The organism is Leucobacter sp. CX169 (assembly GCF_017161405.1).
Taxonomy (GTDB): Bacteria; Actinomycetota; Actinomycetes; order Actinomycetales; family Microbacteriaceae; genus Cx-87.
This window is the reverse complement of sequence record NZ_CP071051.1, coordinates 1317332-1334983: the sequence shown is the minus strand read 5'-3', so window position 1 is coordinate 1334983 and position 17652 is coordinate 1317332. Positions and strand designations below refer to the sequence as shown.

Sequence of the window (17652 nt, the reverse complement as noted above, 5' to 3'; positions counted from 1 at the left end):
CCCCGGGTTAGACGGTGCCGAGCATTGACGAGAGCTCGAACGGCGTCACCTGGCGGCGGTACTGTTCGACCTCCTCGCGCTTGTTGCGAATCGAGTATGCGAAGACTTGCTCGCCCAGGGTTTGCGCCACGAGCTCAGAGTTCTCCATGATGGCGACGGCATGCTCGAGACTCGAGGGCAGGGGGTCAAAGCCGAGCGCGCGGCGCTCGCCATCGCTGAGCTCCCAGAGGTTGTTCTCGGCCTCGGGCGGCAGCTCGTACTCCTCCTCGATACCCTTGAGCCCGGCCGCGAGCAGCAGCGAGAACGCGAGGTACGGGTTCGCTGCGCTGTCCATGCCGCGGTATTCGACTCGGGCGCTGCCGCCCTTGCCGGGCTTGTACATCGGCACGCGCACGAGCGCGGAGCGGTTGTTGTGTCCCCAGCTGACGAACGACGGGGCCTCGTCGCCGCCCCAGAGCCGCTTGTAGGAGTTCGTGTATTGATTCGTCACGGCCGTGATCTCCGGCGCGTGGCGCAGGATCCCGGCGACGAAACGTCGGCCGGTCTGCGAGAGCTGATACTTCGCACCGGCATCGTAGAACGCATTCACATCGCCCTCGAACAGCGAGAGGTGCGTGTGCATGCCGGATCCCGGCTGGCCCGCGAACGGCTTGGGCATGAATGTCGCGTGCACGCCCTGACTGATCGCGACCTCCTTCACGACGGCGCGGAACGTCATGATGTTGTCCGCGGTCGTCAACGCGTCGGCGTATCGCAGGTCGATTTCGTTCTGGCCATGGCCGGCCTCGTGGTGGCTAAACTCCACCGAAATCCCGAGATCTTCCAGCATGCCGACGCTCTCGCGGCGGAAGTCGTGCGCCGTGCCCCCGGGCACGTTGTCGAAGTAGCCCGCCCGGTCGACGGGCTGCGGTCCCTCGGGGCCAAACTCGAGCGAGCGCAGCAGATAAAACTCGATTTCCGGGTGCGTGTAGAACGTGAATCCCAGCTCGCCCGCGCGCGCCAGGGTGCGCTTGAGCACGTTGCGCGGATCGGCGACGGCGGGCTCGCCGTTCGGCGTGTGAATGTCGCAGAACATCCGGCCCGTCGGGTCGATCTCCCCGCGCCACGGCAGAATCTGGAAGGTAGCCGGATCGGGAATCGCGAGCAGGTCAGACTCGTAGGCCCGCGTGAGCCCCTCGATCGCCGAACCGTCGAACCCGATTCCCTCTGAGAACGCGCCCTCAACCTCGGCCGGCGCGAGCGCCACCGATTTCAGAGTGCCCGCGACATCGGTGAACCAGAGGCGCACGAATTTTACGCCGCGCTCCTCGATCGTACGGAGGACAAAGTCTCGCTGCTTGCTCACGCCAGATCCCTTCGATTGAGCTCCAGACTAGCGTTTCTCGCGCGCCAGATGGCGGCGGCGTGCAGCCGCGCTGCAACTCGCTTTGGAGTCAGTCCTCAGCGGCGTCTTCCTCGGCCCAGCGGCGCGCGCGCTCGGCGATCACTTCGGGTGCGCTCGCGGCTTCCTCGCGCGTGGCGAACGGGCCGATTCGCTCGATCGCAAGCGACTGCGGGCCTTCCTCGACCTCTCCGGTGCGCTCGTTGTACCAGTACTGCTCGGCAGGATCGTCAATACCCCAGTCACGCTTGCTCATGTTGGCCTCCTTTGCTGCGGTGACTCCTAAGCTAGTAGCTATGCCCTTCGACGCCAATGGTCATCTGGTCCCCGGTTCCGTCAGCCCCCGGCGGGCGGTGCCCAGCGAGATCGCTCGCCCTCCGTATGTCGGTCTCTCGGAGCCGCCGGCGTACACCGGCGACAACACCTACACCGAGGAAGAGATCGCGCGGATCCGGGCCGCCGGGCGCATCGCCTCGCGTGCCATCGATGCGGCCACCGAGGCGATCCGGCCGGGCGTCACGACGGAAGAGCTGGACCGAATCGTCCACGAGTACGTGATCAGCCACGGCGCCTATCCGTCGACGCTCGGGTACCGCGGGTTCCCGAAGTCGAGCTGCACCTCGGTGAACGAGGTCATTTGTCACGGCATCCCCGACGACACGGTGCTGCGCGAGGGCGACCTCATCAACATCGACGTCACGGCCTACCTTGACGGGATGCACGGCGATCTCAATCGGACCATGCGTGTCGGCGAGGTCTCCGAAGAGGTCAACCTCCTCATCGAACGCACCGAGGAGGCCCTGCGTCGCGGCATCAAGGCGGTCGCCCCGGGCCGCGAGGTGAACGTCATCGGCCGCACCATCGAGAAGTACGCGCAGCGGTTCGGGTACGGCGTCGTGCGCGATTTCACCGGGCACGGCGTCGGCTCGGCGTTTCACACGGGGCTCATCATCCCCCACTACGACTCCGCGCCGAACTTCTCCGACATCATCAAGCCCGGCATGGTGTTCACGATCGAACCGATGCTCACGCTCGGCGGGCACGCCTGGGATCAGTGGGACGACGAATGGACCATCACCACAAAGGACCGCTCGCTGACCGCACAATTCGAGCACACGCTCGTCGTGCGCGAGCGCGGTGTTGAGATCCTGACGCTGTCGGACTAGCCAGGGAACTCGCGTTGAGCGCTACCGCTCAGGCGCGCCCGAGCGAGCTGCGGCAGGTCAGAGGTTGTACGGGGCGATGGTCTTGTCGTCCTCGACCGGGTGCCGGACCAGAGCCGGGTCGGATTCGCCCTTTCGGGGGTCCTCGTCTCCGTCGAAGACTTCATCGGCTCCGTCCATGACCGGCTCGTCGATCGACTCGATGTCGTCGTGTGCAGAGTGGCGTTCCTGTGTCATCATGACCTCCCCATCAGCTACTGGTGCCGCCAGGGTAGACCGGGAACCCGGGAACGCGGACGACATTGCCAGGCAATTGCCGAGAAGCCCGATGGTTGCTGCGGACGCCCGCGGAGTCGCTGGACCGGGGCGGAACGTGAAATGGGCCGGATCATACGCCGGGTTCTGTCTCGCCGGCCTCGCGGCCGGTGCTGACGGTCATCTATCTCGCGGCACTGTTACCAGTACCCTCTAGCGGCCTACCCGAATGCTCAGCGGGGCGCGTCAACGCATTCTGTCTGGCCTTGCTCCGAACGAGGTTTACCTAGCCGCTCGTGTTACCACGAACGCTGGTGGGCTCTTACCCCACCCTTTCAGCCTTACCGAGGGGCAAGCCCCCAGGCGGTCTACTCTCTGTTGCACTTTCTCGCGGGTTACCCCGGGTGGGCGTTACCCACCGTTCTCCCCTGCGGAGCCCGGACGTTCCTCGGAGCCGCTTGCGCGGCTACGCGACCGTCTCACCGACCCATTTCATGCTTCAGTCTACGGCAGGTGGGCGCGGGATTTAGTCCTCGAAGTCGCGAATCAGGATCGCGCCGCTGCCCGGGCAGAACACGATCTCTTCAGGATCGCCGCCGCGGATCCCCGCGAGCTCGGCATCCGTCAGCGCCATGTTGCTTCCCTCGGACACGTTGCCGCGCAGACGCGCGGCGCCCATCCCGTAGCGGTTTCGCGTGTCCTCGTAGAGATCGAGGAGGTCGCGCTGTACCTCGGCCGCGAGCAGCGAACGCTGCTCGGCCGCCGCCGCGAGATCGCGGGCGATGTGTGCTTCAGCGACGGCAAGACGCTGCTCGAGCTCGGCGCGTCGGCGGTCAATCTCGGCAAGTTCGTTCGCGGCAGCGTCGAAGCTCGGCTGGGCCTGCTCGACTGCCTCCATGACCTCGAGCTCCTGCTCCTCAAGGGCAAGGCGTCGGCGCTCCAGCGAGTCAACTTCGTCCTGGAGCGACTGGGCTTCCTTGCTCGCGGTCGAAACCGCCATGCGCTCGGTGTTTCGGGCGCGGCGCTGGGCCACGACCTCGATATCCGACTCGATCCGCTTGATCTCGACGTTGCGGTCTTCGAGCTCGCGCTGTGCCGCCATGAAGCGGTCACGAACCGCCGCCGTCTCCCCCGTCAGGGCCGCAAGTTCGGCCCGCTCAGGGAGCTGTGCGCGACGTCTCTGAAGTCGCACCTGCTCGGTGTCGAGACTCTGGATGTCGAGGAGTACCCGCTGCTGTCGAACGCTTGCCTTCATGCGCCTAATCGTAGCCGGGAACGAGCTGGACTTACGCCGCCCTGCCGACAGTAAACGTCCAGGCGTCAGTGCGGCGCCCGCTCACCCGGAATTCGACACCCGGCAGGTGTGCGGCGAGGCGCTCGGCGGCACCGCGCAACCACAGCGATTCGCTCGCCCAGTGGGACACGTCAACGAGCGCCGGGCCACCCAGAACGACCGACTGCTCAAGTGACTCCTGGACGGGGTGGTGGCGCAAATCTGACGTGAGATAGACGTCTGCCCCGCGCACCAGCGGGTGTTCGAGCAGGCTGTCGCCAGCTCCCCCGCACAGCGCGATGCGGCGCACCATGCGATCGGGGTCGCCCGCGACGCGCACGCCACCGGCCGTCTCCGGCAGGATCCGGTGGGCACGCTCGGCGAACTCGCGCAGGCTGATTGCCGCGGGCAGTTCGCCGACGCGGCCGATGCCCGAGGCCTGATCTGCCCCCGGCTCGAGCGGCACCGAGTGATGGAGCCCGAGTGCGCGCGCCAACACGTCCGAGACGCCGCCCTCGGGCGCGTCGGCGTTGGTGTGCGCTGCCAACAGCGCGCAGTCGGCACGAATGAGGCTTGCCAGCAGCGCCCCCTTCGCGGTGTCTTCTGCGATCGTGTGCACACCGCGCAACAACAGGGGGTGGTGGACGAGCAACGCGTCGGCGTCCCACTCGACCGCCTCGTCGACAGTGGCGCGCACCGCGTCCACCGCGAGCAGCACGCGACGCAGCGGGGCCGCGTCGCGCCCGGTGACCAGGCCTACGCGGTCCCAGCCCTCCGCCGTCGCGGCGGGCCAGAACCGCTCGGCGATGCGGCGGAGGTCGGCGACGGTCACAGGGGCGGCCTCGGCTGCCTGGGCGAGATCAGTCATGAGGCGAGACTAGCCCGAAGTGAGACTCACTCGCTGGTCGCAGGGTCCGCACCGGTGCGCCGGATGACGCCCATCACGCCGTCACGCTGGTCGTTCCGCGGCTCGACATCTGGAAGAACCAATCGGCGCCCATGAGGACGACGTGCAGCGGCGCCTATCGACGCATCAGGCGACGGGCAAGCACGTTACCGAGCAACTGCACGAGCTGCACCATCACGATGATGATGAGCACCGCCGCCCAGGTGACCGCCGGGTTGAACTGGCGGTATCCGTACTGCAGCGCGAAGTTACCCAGGCCGCCGCCGCCGATCACGCCGGCCATCGCCGTCATGTCGATGACCGCGATGAACGCGAAGGTGTAGCCCAGGATGAGCGGGCCAAGTCCCTCGGGGATCAGCACCGTCATGATGATGCGGAAAGGGCCGGCACCCATCGCACGCGCGGCCTCGATGACGCCGGGCGAGACCGAGAGCAGGTTCTGCTCAACGAGCCGCGAGATGCCGAACGCCGCGGCGACCGAGAGCGTGAAGATCAGCGCGGGGTCGCCAATTCCCTTCCCGGTGACGACCCGGGCGACCGGCTGCAGCGCCGCGATCAAGATGACAAACGGAATCGGCCGGAAAAAGTTCACGAACAGATTCAGCACCCAGAACACGGCGCCATTCGCAAGCAAACCGCCCTGGCGGGATACCGTCAGGAACACGCCGATGATGAGGCCGCCGACGCCGCCGAAGAGCATCGCGAGCACGACGTAGATCAGCGTCTCAACAGCGGCCTCGCCGAACTTCGGCAAGAGTTCGATGATCTGGTCCATTAGCTCAGCACCTCGACCTCGGTCTGGGCCGCAAGGGCCGCGATGGCAATTTCCACTTCATCGGGCGCGCCGATGAGCTCGAGCGTGACACGGCCGAAACTTCGTCCGCCCACCTCGGTGACCCCGCCGTGCACAATACTGACGCCAATGCCCTGCGCGGCAAGGGTCTGGAACACGACGGGCTGATCGACGCCGCCATCCCGCAGCGTGACCGACACGAGCGCCCCGCGGTGCCGTTCGCGGAGCTCGGCGAGGTGGGCCGCGGTCGGGGTGGTCGGCAACGCCGTCGCCGCGAACTTGCGGGCAGTGTGCGTCTTCGGGGAGGAAAAGACGTCGAACACGTCGCCCTGCTCGACGGCGCGCCCCGAGTCCATCACGGTCACTCGGTGCGCGATCTCGCGCACCACGTCCATCTCGTGCGTAATCAGCAGGATCGTGATGCCGAGCTCCTGGTTCACCCGGCGCAGCAACGCCAGCACCTCCTGCGAGGTCTCCGGGTCGAGCGCGCTGGTCGCCTCGTCGGCGAGCAAGAGGCCCGGGTTCGTGGCGAGCGCCCGGGCGATGCCGACGCGCTGCTTCTGCCCGCCCGAAAGCTGATCCGTGTACGCCGTCGCTTTGCCAGACAGGCCGACAAACTCGATCAGTTCGGCGACGCGTGCCTTGCGCTCGGGTGCCGGCATGCCGGCAAGCGCGAGGGGGTACTCGACGTTCTTGGAGACGTTCTTCGAGTGGAACAGGTTGAATTGTTGGAAGATCATGCCGATGTTCGTGCGCACGTCGCGGACGCGTCGCTCGGGGAGCGAGCTGATCTCGTGCTCCCCCACCAGGATCCTGCCGCTCGTCGCGCGTTCCAGGCCGTTGACGAGCCGCAACAGCGTGCTCTTGCCCGCACCCGAATAGCCGATGACGGCGTGGATCTCTCCGGACGCGACGTCGATTGAGACGTCGTCGACTGCGACGACGGGTGAGGCGCCCTTGCCCCGGCCCGGGTACTGTTTCCCGACATCGATCAGCTGCACGCGAGTCATCGCGATCCCATCTGTTGCACTGCACTTACCTCGAACGCAGACGGGGCGTCCGACACCCGCCGAACACCCCGTCTGCTTCGATTCGGACTCGCGGCGAGTCTACTTGCCGAGCTGCGCCTTCGTGTCGGCCTCGACCTTGGCGAGGCTCGCCTTGAGGTCCTTGACCGGCGTCTGTAACAGCACCGCGGTGCCGCCCGAGTTCTCGAGCACGCCCGCCTGCACCTCGGGGTTCGTCTGGTAGATCTCGACGAGCTTGAGGTAGGTCGGGTTCTCGGCGTCCGCGGCGCGCGTCGCGAAGATGTTTACGTACGGCAGTGCGTTCGGATCCTCGGGATCGTCCAGCGCGATCGCGTCCGCAAAGTCCAGGCCCGACTTCGTGACGAAGTCGTTGTTCACGACGCCGGCGTCGACGTCCGGAAGCGCAGTCGCAACGAACGAGGCGTCGAACTCCTGCACGGTGACCTTCGACTTCGACGCGTCGATGTCGTCGGGCGTCGAGAAGATGGTCCCGCCGTCCTTGAGGGTGAGCAGCCCTGCCGACTGCAGCACGAGCAGCGCGCGGGCGCGGTTGCTCTCGTCCTGCGGGATCGCGACGACGCCACCCTCGGGGATGTCCTTGACCGAGTCGTACTTGTCCGAGAACACGGCGAGCGGGTAGATCGCGGTCGCGCCGATCGGGACCAGGTCGTCATCGTTATTCACGTTGTAATCGGCGAGGTAGACGATGTGCTGGAACTGGTTGAGGTCGACCTCGCCCTCCGAGACCGCGGGGTTCGGCTGGTTGTAGTCGGTGAAGTCCGTGAGCTCGACCGTGATGCCCTCTTCCGCCGCGGCATCAACGAAGGTCTGCCAGTAGGCATCGCTCGCGCCGACCACGCCGAGCGTGACCGTCTTCGAGACTGCCTCGTCCGCTGGCTTCTCGGCGGCATCCGCCGCACAGCCAGTGAGCGTCGCGGCAAGTGCCAGCGTCGCGAGCGAGGCGGCAACGGCCCCGCGCTTCGTGATCTTCAACATGTTTCCCCAATTCGTTTCGGCGCGAGCGGGGCCCGGAAGCCGACCGTCACGCGGATCCTGCCCCAGTGGACAGGAGATGTCGAGATCAAGACTGACGCAGGAACGCGACATCCCGAAAACCTATGACGCTACATGACACACGCGGGCATGAGACAATGGTGCGGTATGCCCTCGAGGCATTGGCGGGCAGGCCAGACCTTCGAACCACCGAACTCTTCGATCGCACTCACAGCAGTAGGGAAACTCACGACATATGGATCAGCGCGCCGACGCCCACCTCGAAGCTTGGAAGACCCGCGAAGAGCTCGCCGAGCGGATGATCCCGCTCATTGGCCAGCTGTACCGTGATCACGACGTCGTCATGTCGGTCCACGGCCGCTCGCTGGTAGGTCGCTCCGCGATCGACATCATCCGCGCGCACCGTTACGCCCGGAAGATCGACGAAGTTGAGCTGCCGCTCGAGGAGACCGTGCGCATCGTCGAGGCACTTGTGGCCGTCGACCCGCACCCCGTCTCGCTCGACCTGGCTCTGCTGGCCAACGACTTCCGCGCCTCCGGCGAGAGCGATCTTGAGTCGTTCCTGCGCACCCAGCTGGCGGCCGTCCCGTCGTCGACCGCCGGGGGCACCGACGTCGTGCTCTACGGCTTTGGCCGCATCGGTCGTCTGCTGGCCCGCATCATGATCGAGCACACGGGCAGCGGCAACGGGCTGAACCTGCGCGCCATCGTCGTGCGTAAGGGCTCGGAGAACGACCTCGAGAAGCGCGCGAACCTCCTGCGCCGCGACTCGGTGCACGGCGCGTTCCACGGCACGATCGAGGTCCTGCCGGAAGAGAACGTCATTCTCGCCAACGGCGTGCGCATCCAGGTCATCTACTCGAACGACCCCGCGAGCGTCGACTACGCCTCGTTCGGCATCAAGGACGCGATCCTCGTCGACAACACGGGCATCTGGCGCGACGCCGAGGGTCTCAGCCAGCACCTCAAGACCAACGGCATCGCGCGCGTGCTGCTGACGGCGCCGGGCAAGGGCGACCTCAAGAACATCGTCTACGGCATCAACAGCGACACGATCACCGCGGAAGACACGATTCTTTCGGCCGCCTCGTGCACGACCAACGCCATCACGCCGGTGCTGAAGGTCCTCAACGACCGCTACGGCATCCTCCACGGCCACGTCGAGACGGTGCACTCATTCACGAACGATCAGAACCTGATCGACAACTTCCACAAGGGTGACCGTCGCGGTCGCTCGGCGGCGCTGAACATGGTCATCTCCGAGACCGGAGCCGCGAAAGCCGTCGCGAAGGCGCTGCCCGAGCTCGCTGGCAAGCTGACCGGCAATGCGATCCGCGTTCCGACGCCAAACGTGTCGCTCGCTATCTTGAACCTCCAGCTCGAGAACGAGGTCGAGAAGGACGAGCTCAACGGGTTCCTTCGCGAGATCTCGCTCACGTCGCCGCTGCGCGCACAGATCGATTACCTCGAGTCGCCCGAGGTGGTCTCGACCGACTTCGTCGGCGCGAACCGCGCAGGCATCATCGACGGTCTCGCCACGATCACCACGGGCAAGAGCTGCGTGCTCTACGTCTGGTACGACAACGAGTACGGCTACAGCTGCCAGGTGGTCCGCGTCGTCGAGCAGCTCGCCGGCTCGCACCCCGCGCACCTGCCCGCGCTGAAGGCTTAGCCTGAGCCAGCACGACCGAGACGCGCCGTTCGCCCCTTGTGGCGGGCAGCGCGTCGTCGTTTGCGGCATGCAACGCAGCCGGGAACTGTCATGTCCGATTTCCGCGAGTGACTGCGCTCCGGGCCTGCTGTAATAGAACCCATGAACACCCCAACCGGCCCGCTCGCAGCGCCCCGCACGACTGGACCGCGCTGCGCACCGGGCGATCCGCTATTCGAGGAGCGCTACCGCGCGATCGATGCCCGCGACACCCGCTTTGACGGCCAGTTCTTCACGGCGGTGCGCTCCACCGGCATCTACTGCCGGCCGTCGTGCCCAGCCCGGACCCCCAAGCCGGCACACGTCTCGTTCTATCTCACCTCCGCCGCGGCGCACGAAGCGGGATTTCGTGCCTGCAAGCGCTGCCTGCCCGACGCGGCCCCCGGCACCCCGGAGTGGGATCTCCGCGGCGACCTCGTTGGCCGCGCGATGCGGCTCATCAGCGATGGCGTCGTCGACCGAGAGGGCGTGGACGGGCTTTCCCGGCGGCTCGGATACACCTCGCGCCAGGTGGGCCGGATCCTCGCCAGCGAGCTCGGTGCTCCCCCGCTCGCACTCGCACGTGCCCGGCGCGCGCAATCGGCGAGGGCCCTGCTCGTTGGCAGCGACCTCCCGATGGCGCAGGTCGCCTTCGCCGCTGGCTTCGGATCGGTGCGGCAATTCAACGACACCGTCCGTGAAGTCTTTGACTCTCAGCCCGGTGAACTCCGCGCGCGGTTTGGAGCCGCGCGAAGCGACACCCGGCCCGAGCCGGCTGACGCTACCGAGTCGACCGGACACGGTGTTCGGGCGCGCCTGGAACTCGCCCTCCCCGTGCGCTGGCCATTCGACGCCCCCGGAGTCTTCGCCTTTCTCGCCGCGCGTGCGGTGGCGGGGGTCGAGTCCGCGGATATTGAGAATCCCGGACGCCTGCGGTACGCCCGCACGCTCGCACTCCCCCGTGGTCCGGCGGCCTGCGAGGTCGTCGCGACCCTGTCCCGCGCCGGTGAATGGTCGCTGCGGGTGCGCCTTGAGCTCTCCGATGTCGCCGACGTCGCCCCTGCCGTCGCCCGGGTTCGGCGCTTGCTCGACCTCGACGCGGATCCCATGGCGATCGACGCTGCACTCTCCGCCGACCCCGTACTCGCGCCGCTGGTCGCACGGACGCCGGGAATTCGCGTACCGGGAGCGGCGGACCCGCACGAGCTGGTGGTGCGAGCCCTGGTCGGCCAGCAAATCTCCGTGGTGGCCGCGAGGGGGCATCTCAGCCGACTTGCGGCAGCCCTGGGGAGCCCCTACACCTCGGCTTTTTCGGGCCTCTCCCGCCTCTTCCCGGATCCCGCGCAGATTGCGGCCGGCCTGCCTGATCCGCCGCAGACCGGGCCCTTGGACCCCGAGCGTCCGTTGCGCCTCCCGCGGCAGTCCATTCGTGCCGTGGCCGCGACGGCCAGCGCGCTCGCGGATGGCACGCTGGCCGTGCACGTCGGGGCCGACGCGAGCGCGCTGCGGGACAGTCTGCTCGAGCGCCCGCGCATCGGGCCCTGGACGGCCGCCTACGTCGCCATGCGTGTGCTCGGCGATCCCGATGCCTGGCTCGACGGTGACGTGGCCCTCGTTGCCGGAGCACGAGCGATCGGCGCGATCGGCGCGGAGCCATCTGCTTCCGCGAGTCACCGCGCACTTGCCGAACGCGCCCTCGTTTGGGCGCCCTGGCGCTCCTATGCCTCGATGCACCTCTGGCGCTCCGCGGGCTCTGCGGCGCCACTCCCGCTCGTATCCCGGAAGGCACCACAGTGAGCCACACGTTGACGACGACAATTCCTACCCCCGACGGGTTGTTCACCCTGGTGGCAAACGACTCCGGGCTCCTCGCCTCGGGCTGGACAGAAGACGTAGCCTCTCTACTCGCGCTCGTACACCCCACGCTTCGGCCGGATCCTGCCGACGTCCGCGCGTTCGCCGCCGGTCGGACCGACCACGAGATCGCGTCCGCCGCACGCGCGGTAGACGCCTACTACGCCGGCGAGCTGGCCGCGCCAGGCGACATCACGGTCGTGCAGCAGTCTGGACCGTTCCGGATGGACGCCTGGGCCGCACTTCGCACCGTCGCCCCCGGCACCCAACTGACGTACACGGAGTACGCCGCGCTCTCCGGGCGGCCCGCCGCGGTGCGCGCCGCGGCGGCGGCCTGCGCCATGAACGCTGCAGCGCTCTTTGTGCCCTGCCACCGCATTCTGCGCACCGACGGCAGTCTCGGCGGCTTTCGATACGGCCTGGAAATCAAACAACGCCTCTTGAAGCGCGAGGGATCACCGGGGGAACTCGGCACACTGTTCTGAGGGCCGCATCCCGCGAAGAACTCGGACTTGATGGCCCGTTGTCAGCGCCAGTGGGCTAGCGTGAGAGGTGCAAGGGAAGCCTTGCAGGCAGACCCTCCGACACAAAGGATGCATCATGGCTGAGAAGATCATCGTTGGCGTAGATGGTTCGGAACAGAGCCGCGCGGCGCTGGACTGGGCGCTTGAGCGGGCCACCGCGCGAGGTGCCGAAGTTGAGCTGCTGCACGTGGCGGACGACTCGTTCCTCTCTGAGAGCGTCGCGTTCCTGTCCGAGGCGCAGCACGCCTCCGAGCAAATGCTTGAGGCCGAGTGCGCCTACGCCGCATCACGCGGATTTACGGGAAAAGTGACCGGCACCGCGGTCGTCGGCCACCCAATCGCCGAGGTCGCGGAGGCCTCGAAGCGTGGCGACCTCGTCGTGCTGGGAGCTCACGAGGGCAGCCGGCTCGCCGGGTCTTTCTTCGGCACCCGCGCCGTAAAGATCGCGGCAGCCGCATTCTGCCCGGTGGCCGTCATCCCGTTCAAGCGGCACCCCGCCGCAGCGGGGGTCGTCGTCGGCGTCGACGGCTCGGAAGCCTCGACAAAGGCTGTGGCCTACGCGGCTGAAGAAGCGTCTCGGCGCGGCGTTGCCCTCCACGCCGTCTATGCGTGGATGCCGCCACTCACGCCCGGCCTTGAGTACCTCTGGAGCGATGAGCTTGCCGAGTCGCAGCGCGCCGCCGCCGACGAGGCGATCGCCATCGGCGTCGCGGGGCTCGCGAGTCGCTACCCCGACCTGGTGATCGAGCGACACACGGTACAGTCACCCCCGGTCGCCGCCCTGCTCAACGCCGCCGAGAACGCCGAACTCCTCGTGGTGGGCAGCCGCGGGCGCGGCGGTTTCCAGCGGCTGCTGCTCGGCTCGGTGAGCCACGGCCTGCTCCAGGCCCTTCCCTGCCCGATCATCGTCACGCGCGCGGAGTAAGACGGGCCGACGAGAGACGCGCAGCGGCGGCCGGCACCCCTGGGTGTTGGCCGCCGCTGCGCGTCTCTCGTCAGCGGAAGGACAGCGCCGTATCGCCCCACCCCTGGCGCAACGTATCGTCGAGGTCTGAACGCACCTCGTCGGTCGCGTCAATGTGCAGTGACTGTCGGCGAGCCAGGTCGAACTGCGGCCACTCGGTCGCAGGCGCCGGAGCTCCCGGGGCCTCACCGTTGGCGAAGGCGGTCCAACGGGCACGCATGCGTTCCGACAGCGCCCGTCCCTTGCGCCGTCCGCCCAGGAGGAAGGTCGGGTCCTTCGGGGTCGTGTCGAGATTTCCCCAGACGTAGGGCAGCTCGGTCGCGTGTGTCGCGCCTATACCGAGTACGCGCAGCATCGGCGTGGCGTAGTCGAAGCGGTAGAGCCAGACAGGGGCCACCTTGCTGTGACCTTCGACAGCCCAGAGGGTGGGCATCCGAAAGCCGATGTCGCGGGCGATCCCGAGGCCAATCGCCCGATGCCGCACCCCCTCGTACGCCTCGAGGACCTGCTCACGGGGCGGCAGCGTGACGTCCGGGTTCTCGGCGCTCATCGCCGCGAACATGGCGTTGATTGTCGGCTCGGTAATCGGCATGAGCGGCGACTTCATGTACTTGAAGAGGGTCGCTTCGTCCCGGTTGGTGCCGATCAGCAATGGCACCGGAAGCGCCCGGCCCTCACGAAGCCGCGTGAGGGGATGCTCGGGGATGAGCTCCCCCTCCACGACGGGAGCGAACGGTAGCGTCCCGGGCGCGAGGGCTGGGATCTTCGCGTAGACCTCGCTGCTCGCCGCCACGATTTCATCGACACTCTTCTCTCGGGCCTCGGTGACGGTCTCCGCCCCGAGCGCCGCGAGGAATACCTTCGCCGCGGTCTTCGCGCGCTCGCTGGTATAGACCGAGCTCACTGGCGAGCTCTCAGCGATTGCGCGGGAGAACAAGCCCTCGGCGCTGGGCATTGCGAGGAGTGTCGTGACAATCCCGGCCCCAGCCGACTCGCCGAAGACGGTGACCCTTGCCGGGTCCCCGCCAAACGCGGCTGCATTGTCCTGCACCCACCTGAGCGCCAAGAGAACATCACGTACCGCGAGATTGCTGTCCACCTCAGCTCCGTCCGCGAAGCCAGTGAGGTCGAGAAACCCGAGGCCGCCCAACCGGTAGTTGATACTCACCAGGATCACGTCGCCCGACTCCACGAGCGCGCGCCCGTCGAAGAGCGGCTGGCTCGCCGAGCCGAACGTGTACGCGCCACCGTGGACCCAGACCATCACCGGTCGCGGCGCGGCCGTCTCAGCGTCCGCGCCCCACGGCGCCCAGACGTTCAAGAACAGGCAGTCCTCGTCCGTGACGGTGTCCGCGCCAAGCGGAACGGCCGGGTTCAGCGATTGGGGCGCGGCGGCGCCGAACGCGCGTGCATCGAGCACTCCGTCATGCACCGGGCTCGCCACGGGCGCCCGCCAGCGCAGGTTTCCTGTCGGGGCCTGCGCATAGCGGATGCCCTTCCACACGGCGATGCCGGCCGTGGCGATGCCGCGAACGCGACCGGCCGAGGTCGAGACGATGGGATGGGAGAGATCAGTCATGATTCGTCCTTTCAAGTTCAGCGAACGAGCTGGTGAATGAGGTGCGACGCTTCTACCGCCGCGAGTACCGCAAACAGGACCGTCATAATGGCCGCGTTGTGCTGCACCATCTCCGTCTTCAGCCGCTCAAGGACCGCAATGACGCGCTGCGACCCGCTCGCAGCGAGCAGCGTCGGCAGCAGGATCCCGAGCGAAGCGTAGATCGCGAACATCGCGCTGAGCGCGATCACCATGAGCACCCCCAGGTCGTGCGCGCCGATCAGCGAACCGGCCTTCAGCTCAAGCGGGATGTTCTTGCTGTTCGTCACGGCCATGAGCGCGCCGAGGCCTGCGGCCTTCAGAGGCGTGAGCGAGTCCACCGCAGCAAGCCAGGACGGCATCGACGCGGCCGCACCCCCTCGGGGTCTCCCGAGCCAGCTCACGACGGCCAGCACCGTGAACCCGAGGGCCAGCGCTGCGGTAATGACGAGTACGACGGTGTCGTCCTTGTCCGAACCGCCGGCTCCCGCGCCGGCGGTGGAAAGCGCCGCGACCAGCGTGAACGCGAAGCCGACCAGGATCACGGCCGCCACGTATGCGAGTCCGTTCCTGCCGCCGCGCGGGGACAGGAGGATCGCGACGATTGCAACGATCGGCAGCGGGCTGATGATGCTTCCCAGCCCCAGCGGTAGTAGTTGTCCGAGATCACCCATAGTAAACGTCCTCCCCCTGGCGCCGTGCCCCTCGCACTGGCGCTGGGGTGACGGTATCGCGACCCCGTAGCCGACGGAGCCGTGGAGGGGGAAATTACGACTGAGCCTGCGCCCCGACGCGCACCCCGACGGTGAGTTGCACCGTGCCCATCGACTCGGTGAGTTCGACCCGGTCCGCCCGGCGGCGCAATTCGCGCACGCCCGAGCCTCCCGCAACGAGGTGCTCCAGCGTTCCGGGCGACGAAACCCGAAGCGTCACCGCGCCGGCTTCGAGTTCGAGCCGAACCCGCGCGATCGGGCGGGCCGCGTGCCGCAAGATGTTCGTGAGTGCCTCCGAGAGCGCGTCGACCACGACCCGGCCCGACGCAGGTGACGCGTCGAGTATCGGCCAGACGTTCGCGTCGCACGACAGGTCGCAATCAATCACGCGCCCCCAGGCCGCCAGCACTTCCTCAACGGCCTGCCGCGAAAAGGCGACCGGTGACCTCGGCTCGTCGATGCGCTCGATCGCCGCACGGATGGTCCCGAGCTCGCGCTCCCAAGCCCGCTGATCGTCGTGTTGGGACAGGAAAACGACAGCTGTGAGGCACGCAGACTGCACTTCGCCGTGCACCCACTCCGCGGCGTCGGCGAGTACCTGTTCCGCCGAGCGCCGACCCTCGTACTCATCGGCGCGGTACCGGAGGAGCTGGGCGGCCAGGCGCTCCTCCTCAGCGGCGAGCCGAAGAACGTGGCCCGCGCAGAGCCCGCTTGCCACAGCGATCACGAGATAGGTGACGGGTCCCACCGCCGAGATGCCCGCCTCCGGCAACACCAGCCACGCTGCGGCTGAGAGCGCGATTGACACAACCGTGTATCCGACCAGCAGGGACAGGGCGCGGCCCCGACCGGTGCGCGGTGCACACCGATCCACGCCACGAGCCAGGGCATTCTCGGCGAGCGCCCCGCAGCCGCCCACGACGAGTACTGCCCAGAGGGTGGGGCCGGCCCCGGCGCGCTGCAATAGAAACGGGAGGAAGATCAGCACGTAGAGCAGCGTCGGGAGCCCGATTGGCGGGGGCGAGAGCACCCAGAGGTGTGGGGAAATCTCCCGCTCCGCCGAGGCTGGAAAGCCGTGCTCGGAATCGGGATTGGCCGAGGCCAGGTCTGTTTCCCGCAGCGCACTGAACTCGTGCGCGACGGGTCGCACAATCCCCTCGGAGAATGCCAGCAGCACCGTCGAGCGCTCCCCCGGCCCGATGCCGAGCACCCCCTCTGGGACGGCGGCGAGGAGGCGCTCCCGGCCCCTATACACGGCCGCGCTCGCGCTCGCACGTAGCTTCGACCCCGCCGTCCGCTCGCATTCAAGTGCTCGCGTCACGGTGGCGAGCGAGGCAAGCACCTCCCGCCGGCGGCGCAGCGTCGAGGTCGCGAGCGCGATGAGCGTGAGCGAGATCGAGATGACGAGGAGATTGGTCAGGATCCTGCCGGCCATGGGCACGGGCAGGCCGGGCACTCCGGCCAACTCCATAAGCGCTTGGGTGAAAAGCGGGCGCAACGCACCCAGCACCGCCATCGTTGCGAGTACCACCGCCGTGCGCGCGGCCGCGGCGCGAACCCGGCGCTCGAGCAGCGCGCCAATGCTTCCCACGCCGCCAATGACGACGTGTACTCCCGCCGCGACAGCGATACCCAGCATCCGCTGCGTGGGGGTCGTCGCGGAGTCGTACCCTCCCAGGAGGGTGATCGCGAACGGTGCAGTGACCAACCATGACCACACCGAGAAGAACGAGCCGTGCGAGAGGACCTGGCCGACCTGGGCGAACGGCCGACGCAGCGTCACGTCGGGACGAGGGGGCCGAAGAGCCGATTGTACTCGTTGGCAGCCACCACCCGCGGATTGACCGCGCTCACCCGCGAAACGCCAAGCGTGTCAAACACCCGAGCCACCGTGCGTTCGACCGCGCGCACCGACGCGTCGGTGCGCGCGGCGATTTCCGTGTTGGAGAGCCCCGCAGCGATCAGGGACAGCACACGACGCTGGTGTTCGGTGAGCGCCCCGATCCCCGCTGGCAAGTCAGCCGGCACCGTCGCCGCCATCGGCTGGTCCTCGCGAGCACGCAGCGCCTGCTCGAGCGCCGCTACGAGGTCGTCCGGAGAAGTGATCTGTGTCTTGTCGAGGTGGACTGCTCCGAGGATCGCATCCTGACCCTGCGGATGCGCCGCGCGCGGGAAGCTCGTCACGAACACGATGCCCAGATGCGGCGCAAGCCGTCGGGCGATGTGGGCGAGTTCAACGCCATCGGGACGCGATCCCAGCTCGATGTCGGTGACCAATACATCCGGGTCCCACTCCTCCAGCATGTCGAGTGCCGCGTGTGCCGAGGAGGCGCTCATCACTGCAAACCCGGCGCTCTCAAAGACGGCGGCGGTGAGCACTCGCATGGCCTGCTGGTCCTCCACGTACAGCACACGTCGAGTCCACTGAGTCTTCATTTTCCGAGCGTATCAATTGCCGAAGAGCATCGGCGTGAGAAATGCAGAGCCGTTCCGCCA

The 17652-nt window shown here is 67.6% G+C and carries 17 protein-coding genes and 1 other RNA gene; 5 read left to right on the top strand and 13 right to left on the bottom strand.

Going from position 1 to position 17652, the window contains the following annotated elements; translation table 11 throughout:
• Positions 1 to 7 precede the first annotated feature (7 nt).
• Both JW030_RS05980 and JW030_RS05975 read right to left on the bottom strand, forming a co-directional pair.
• Positions 8 to 1345, bottom strand: a complete 1338-nt coding sequence (locus JW030_RS05980) for a glutamine synthetase family protein (RefSeq protein ID WP_188044849.1) — start codon at positions 1343 to 1345, stop codon at positions 8 to 10.
• An 88-nt stretch (positions 1346 to 1433) separates the two neighbouring features.
• Positions 1434 to 1637, bottom strand: coding sequence for a methionine aminopeptidase (locus JW030_RS05975; protein WP_188044850.1), 204 nt, complete (start codon positions 1635 to 1637; stop codon positions 1434 to 1436).
• Positions 1638 to 1677: 40 nt separating this feature from the next.
• On the opposite strand from JW030_RS05975, the gene map reads away from it, so the two are divergent.
• Positions 1678 to 2547 carry a type I methionyl aminopeptidase gene (map, locus tag JW030_RS05970; protein WP_188044851.1) on the top strand — a complete coding sequence of 290 codons (870 nt, stop codon included), beginning with the start codon at positions 1678 to 1680 and terminating at the stop codon, positions 2545 to 2547.
• Between the two features lie 57 nt (positions 2548 to 2604).
• Here map and JW030_RS05965 read toward each other — a convergent pair whose 3' ends face one another.
• From JW030_RS05965 to JW030_RS05935, 7 genes are all read right to left on the bottom strand, one after another.
• Positions 2605 to 2784, bottom strand: a complete 180-nt coding sequence (locus tag JW030_RS05965; RefSeq protein ID WP_188044852.1) for a hypothetical protein — start codon at positions 2782 to 2784, stop codon at positions 2605 to 2607.
• Positions 2785 to 2919: 135 nt separating this feature from the next.
• An RNA gene (gene rnpB / locus JW030_RS05960) (RNase P RNA component class A) lies at positions 2920 to 3289 on the bottom strand.
• Positions 3290 to 3325: 36 nt separating this feature from the next.
• On the bottom strand, positions 3326 to 4054 hold the full coding sequence (locus JW030_RS05955) for a zinc ribbon domain-containing protein (protein WP_188044853.1): 729 nt from the start codon (positions 4052 to 4054) through the stop codon (positions 3326 to 3328).
• A gap of 31 nt (positions 4055 to 4085) precedes the next feature.
• Entirely contained in the window at positions 4086 to 4940 is an 855-nt protein-coding gene (locus JW030_RS05950) for a Nif3-like dinuclear metal center hexameric protein (RefSeq protein ID WP_188044854.1), read from the bottom strand.
• Positions 4941 to 5094: 154 nt separating this feature from the next.
• Positions 5095 to 5754 carry a methionine ABC transporter permease gene (locus tag JW030_RS05945; RefSeq protein WP_188044855.1) on the bottom strand — a complete coding sequence of 220 codons (660 nt, stop codon included), beginning with the start codon at positions 5752 to 5754 and terminating at the stop codon, positions 5095 to 5097.
• Entirely contained in the window at positions 5754 to 6782 is a 1029-nt protein-coding gene (locus tag JW030_RS05940) for a methionine ABC transporter ATP-binding protein (protein ID WP_188044856.1), read from the bottom strand. The genes JW030_RS05945 and JW030_RS05940 overlap by 1 nt, the downstream gene beginning before the upstream one ends.
• A gap of 99 nt (positions 6783 to 6881) precedes the next feature.
• Positions 6882 to 7796, bottom strand: a complete 915-nt coding sequence (locus tag JW030_RS05935) for a MetQ/NlpA family ABC transporter substrate-binding protein (protein WP_188044857.1) — start codon at positions 7794 to 7796, stop codon at positions 6882 to 6884.
• A 253-nt stretch (positions 7797 to 8049) separates the two neighbouring features.
• Here JW030_RS05935 and JW030_RS05930 point away from each other — a divergent pair, with 253 nt between their 5' ends.
• From JW030_RS05930 to JW030_RS05915, 4 genes are all read left to right on the top strand, one after another.
• Complete coding sequence (locus tag JW030_RS05930) at positions 8050 to 9486, top strand: glyceraldehyde-3-phosphate dehydrogenase (protein ID WP_188044858.1); 1437 nt, start codon at positions 8050 to 8052, stop codon at positions 9484 to 9486.
• A gap of 141 nt (positions 9487 to 9627) precedes the next feature.
• On the top strand, positions 9628 to 11301 hold the full coding sequence (locus tag JW030_RS05925) for a DNA-3-methyladenine glycosylase 2 family protein (RefSeq protein WP_188044859.1): 1674 nt from the start codon (positions 9628 to 9630) through the stop codon (positions 11299 to 11301).
• On the top strand, positions 11298 to 11843 hold the full coding sequence (locus JW030_RS05920) for a methylated-DNA--[protein]-cysteine S-methyltransferase (RefSeq protein ID WP_188044860.1): 546 nt from the start codon (positions 11298 to 11300) through the stop codon (positions 11841 to 11843). Before JW030_RS05925 ends, JW030_RS05920 begins: the two co-directional genes overlap by 4 nt.
• A gap of 115 nt (positions 11844 to 11958) precedes the next feature.
• Positions 11959 to 12807: a universal stress protein gene (locus JW030_RS05915; protein WP_188044861.1), complete on the top strand. Its 849-nt coding sequence runs from the start codon at positions 11959 to 11961 to the stop codon at positions 12805 to 12807.
• A 70-nt stretch (positions 12808 to 12877) separates the two neighbouring features.
• Here JW030_RS05915 and JW030_RS05910 read toward each other — a convergent pair whose 3' ends face one another.
• The 4 genes from JW030_RS05910 to JW030_RS05895 form a co-directional block, all read right to left on the bottom strand.
• Positions 12878 to 14425, bottom strand: coding sequence for a carboxylesterase/lipase family protein (locus JW030_RS05910; protein ID WP_188044862.1), 1548 nt, complete (start codon positions 14423 to 14425; stop codon positions 12878 to 12880).
• Between the two features lie 17 nt (positions 14426 to 14442).
• Positions 14443 to 15117, bottom strand: a complete 675-nt coding sequence (locus tag JW030_RS05905) for a GAP family protein (RefSeq protein ID WP_188044863.1) — start codon at positions 15115 to 15117, stop codon at positions 14443 to 14445.
• A gap of 94 nt (positions 15118 to 15211) precedes the next feature.
• The gene (locus tag JW030_RS05900) at positions 15212 to 16939 is read right to left on the bottom strand and encodes a hypothetical protein (protein WP_188044864.1); all 1728 of its coding nucleotides are present in this window, start codon (positions 16937 to 16939) and stop codon (positions 15212 to 15214) included.
• On the bottom strand, positions 16936 to 17592 hold the full coding sequence (locus JW030_RS05895; protein ID WP_188044865.1) for a response regulator transcription factor: 657 nt from the start codon (positions 17590 to 17592) through the stop codon (positions 16936 to 16938). Before JW030_RS05895 ends, JW030_RS05900 begins: the two co-directional genes overlap by 4 nt.
• Positions 17593 to 17652: the final 60 nt, after the last annotated feature.